Here is a 3729-nt window from a genome sequence, read left to right as displayed (position 1 = left end):
TTGCAGATAATTACGCCCCAGTCGGCTGAGGTCTTTCGTGATGACAAGGTTGACCTGCCTGCGCTCAATGGCTCTCAACATTCTCTGTAGATCAGGACGCTCCATATTAAGACCTGTGAAGCCATCGTCCTGATAGACTGCCACAACCTCCCATCCCTGCTTTTCGCAGTATTTTTCCAGCATATCACGCTGGTTTGCGATACTGGCACTTTCGCCTTGCAGGTCATCGTCCTTTGACAGCCTGCAATAGACCGCCGCACGATAACCCCCGGCAAGTGCCGAACCGATTGTTCTGTATTCCATTTCGTTCATCATAGCCATTTACCCACACAATCCAGACGGTATCTGGCTCTTTTGAACCTCATCTTCATTATACTCCATATCTTTCTTTTTAGCAAGATATTCTTTTATATTTGTTTTTCCGTATTTCTGGGAAATCAGGCTGACGAACACATCGGTGGCGTCCAGCTCCCCGTCAAATACAGTGGTCACATGAATCTCTGTTTTGTTTTTTGCCATAGGCAGTTATCCTCCATACATGAAAATAGCCAGACAGAGGGGGTCGGCAACGAAGTCCGGCAACGGGCTTCAAAAGACCTTGCAAACAATCTCAATCTGGCGATGGTTACTATTTATACTTTTCTTTTATTTTTCTGTTGTTTTGGTTGTCATAGGGGAGAAAAGCCGATAGTTTCGGGATTTTCCCCGGCAACCGGCTCGGCAACGGGATAGCAACAGGGGATGCAACGGGCTGTCATTTTCAGAATGGAAGCTCCATCTGTTCTGTGACCTCCACAAAACCGTCCATCGTCTTTTCAGACGGGTTGCCGGAGTCCGTTGCCGGGTTTTCACGCTCCCAGCCCTTTTGTCTGCCATATTCGGAAAACATTCTTGGATTCGGGAAGTACCGCCAGCGGTCAATACACTGGTTCATTATCTCGTTGATTTCCCGGATTTCCCATTGCTTCGGTTCGTCAAAAGCATGGTTCAAGGCTTCCTTATAGAGCTGCTTGGAGCAGACCATGCTCCCGGTGTACTTATCAAGGTATGCCTGTATCATCCCGGCTTTGGTGTCCTCCGGCATAAAATCCCGCTGGTGTTCTTTGAGATACCGCTGCATGTCGGGGCTGAAAGCCAGCTTGAACCTGCCGCTTCGGTAAATCTCCATAGCTTCCGCCCACATCTGCTCGATATAGGCTCTGGAAGCGGCTTCGTCCTCCAAAATATGAACCTCGGCTTGCTCCGGGTAAACCATGACGGGGATAAAGCGGCGGTTGCCGGAACGGTCAAGGGGCAGGAAGTCAAGGGCATTGGAAGTGCCGCCAAACACGCACTGACGGGGGCGGTCTGCCGGGTGGGTTTCATAGGGTATCTTGTAGACCTCCTTCTGCCGGCTTAAAAATGACTTGATTTCTTCGATGCTCTTGGCGTTTGCGGTTGCCATCATTTCCGACATTTCGATCATCCAGTGACCTTGCAGCTTGCGGTACACATTGTCATCGTCCAGCTTCCGCAAATCATCGGAGAACCACTCGTCCCGGACTGCCAGCAGACGGAAGAAGGTGGACTTGCCAGCCCCCTGACCGCCTACCAGACAGAGCATGATTTCAAATTTGCATCCCGGCTGAAAGGCTCGTGAGATTGCACCCAGCAGGAACAGCTTCAACGCTTCATAGGTGTAATCGTCTGCGTCAGCCCCCAGAAAGTGCCGCAGGCAGAAGCGGATTCGCTCTGTCCCGTCCCACACAAGGGTATTGAGATAGTCCCGGATGGGATGGTACTTGTTTTCATTCGCCACAATCCCGATGGCGTTATCAATCTTTTTCTCATTGGTAAGCCCATAGGTTTCTTCCAGATAAAGAAGCAGATACTTCATGTCCGTATCGTTCAGGGCGGTGCTTTCTCTGTGGAAGCCGATGGGCTTTATGATGTCCTTGCGGTCGGTCAGGATGTTGTATGCGATAGCCCCGGAAAGCAGAGGGTCACGCTGGAATACGGTCAGGCAGTTCCGTATGCTCTGACGGACACCGCCTTTCTCGGTAGTTTCCAGCCCCGCCTTGATTTCCTCAACGCTCTGTGGCGGCTGCATGGCGTTCATGGTGTTTTTTAGTTCTTGCTGCGTCTGCGGCTGCAAACTCTGCCATTCGTTGTTCAAGCTGTATCACATCCTTTCCGTAGTCCGTAATCAAATCCGCTTTTTCCTCTGTTTCCCCGAACAGCAGCACATCCAGCAGATATTCCACTTGGGCTTGCTTCTGTAAGGCTTCCACAAACCGGGGATGAAAGGCTTCCTCCGGGGAGTGCGGGACATAATCCTTTCTCCATGCCCGAAGCAGGTGGAGATAATCGGCAAGGATACGGGAGCAGCGGTTCTTTGCTTCCTGAAACTGTTCCTCCTGGGATTTCTGCCGGGGCTTGGGCTTTTTTACCTTTCCCGGCGGCTTCCAGTCCTCATAGGAAATTCCAAAGTCCTGTGCCAGTTGTACGGCGGCTTCTTTCTTTCCCAGCCCATACAGAGCGGCGGCAAAATCAATCACATCCCCATCCGTACCGCAGCCGAAGCAGTGGTAACGCCGATCCAGCTTCATGCTTGGGGTTTTATCGTTATGGAACGGGCAGCAAGCCATCCCGTTCCGACCTACATGGATTCCATAATGCTCCGCAGCCTGTCTTGTTGTGACGGACTGCTTCACAGCTTCAAATACATTCAAATCTATCCCTCCTTGAAAAAAGAAAAGCACCTGACATTCTCTGATTGAAAATGGCAAGTGCCTGTTAAAGTTCCATATCCTGTTGTCTGTGTTTCGCCTGTGCCGGGGCGGTTCTTTGTGCTTTTTTCTCGTCTGCCTTATCCTGCAAGACTTCCTTGATGGGCTGCTTCTTGGGCGGCTCTTTGCTTTCCTCTGTGCCGGGTGTGGCTTTCCGTACCCAGTAGCGGATGTCCCGCAGCTTCTTCAAATCCTCCTGTACCTCGGTCAGCGGTACTTTCAGTTCTGCGATTTCGCTGAGAAGCGTTTCCTGCTCCTCTTGCAGCTCCTTTTGGGTACTGTCCTTATCGTCCGGGTGCTTGGCAAGGTAGGCGGCGGCTTTCTCATACCGGGCAACCTCCGGGTGTTCCTGTTTGAATTTCTCCTTTGTTTTCTTAAAAAACATCTTCTGGTACTTCTCATAGACAGGCTTACATTCCTTGCAGTCTGTCCGGCTGGCAAGAATCCCGTCAATCACTTTGCTGCGGGCTTCCTTTGGCTTCATCTGATTGCGGTAATCGGCGGCTGATTTCCCGGACGCTTCCAGAAATGCTTCTAAGTCCTCCACAGTGAAAAGTCCCTTTTGCCGGAGATAGGACAATGCTTCGCTGACTGCCTTTAAGTCCTGTGAAGTCCCCCGGTTCTGTCCAGCCCTTGTCCAGTCCTTCCGTTCTTCCTTTCGTATCTCCATATACTTCATCAGCAGATTGGGAAGAAGTGTCGCTTCCTCCGCCGCTTTTTGTGCAAGCAGCTCCTTCCGTTTTTCTCCCAGCTCGGTAATCCAGCCTTTGAGGTTTTGGATAAGCTGCCGGATGGACTTCATTAGGCGGTTGGCAGCTTTGATTTCCCGGTTCAGGTTGCCGATATTTGTCTGGATACCACGCTTTTCCATCTGCTGGACAGCAGCCCCCTCATGGACAGTAGGGATAATATCAAGCCCCTGTCTGGCATAGGAACGCAAGTCCACACGCTCCGGGCGGTC

General features: G+C 51.2%; 5 protein-coding genes. All 5 read right to left on the bottom strand.

What is annotated here, in order from left to right:
• Nucleotides 1–321, bottom strand: a 321-nt coding sequence (locus tag DW720_RS15330; protein ID WP_182436561.1) for a recombinase family protein, incomplete at its 3' end; no start/stop codon positions are given.
• Complete coding sequence (locus DW720_RS15325) at nucleotides 322–519, bottom strand: hypothetical protein (protein ID WP_117963110.1); 198 nt, start codon at nucleotides 517–519, stop codon at nucleotides 322–324.
• Nucleotides 520–760: 241 nt separating this feature from the next.
• Nucleotides 761–2098, bottom strand: coding sequence for a virulence-associated E family protein (locus DW720_RS15315; protein WP_118749810.1), 1338 nt, complete (start codon nucleotides 2096–2098; stop codon nucleotides 761–763).
• Nucleotides 2067–2711, bottom strand: coding sequence for a CHC2 zinc finger domain-containing protein (locus DW720_RS15310; RefSeq protein WP_118749809.1), 645 nt, complete (start codon nucleotides 2709–2711; stop codon nucleotides 2067–2069). The genes DW720_RS15315 and DW720_RS15310 overlap by 32 nt, the downstream gene beginning before the upstream one ends.
• 64 nt (nucleotides 2712–2775) lie before the next feature.
• Nucleotides 2776–3729 (bottom strand): MobA/MobL family protein (locus DW720_RS15305; RefSeq protein WP_182436560.1); only part of this gene is annotated, 954 nt, incomplete at its 5' end.

Origin of the sequence: Clostridium sp. AM27-28 (assembly GCF_003480955.1) — a bacterium.
Lineage (GTDB): Bacteria > Bacillota > Clostridia > Lachnospirales > Lachnospiraceae > Otoolea > Otoolea fessa.
Note: the sequence above shows the minus strand (reverse complement) of the source record. Positions and strands in the feature narration are given on the sequence as shown.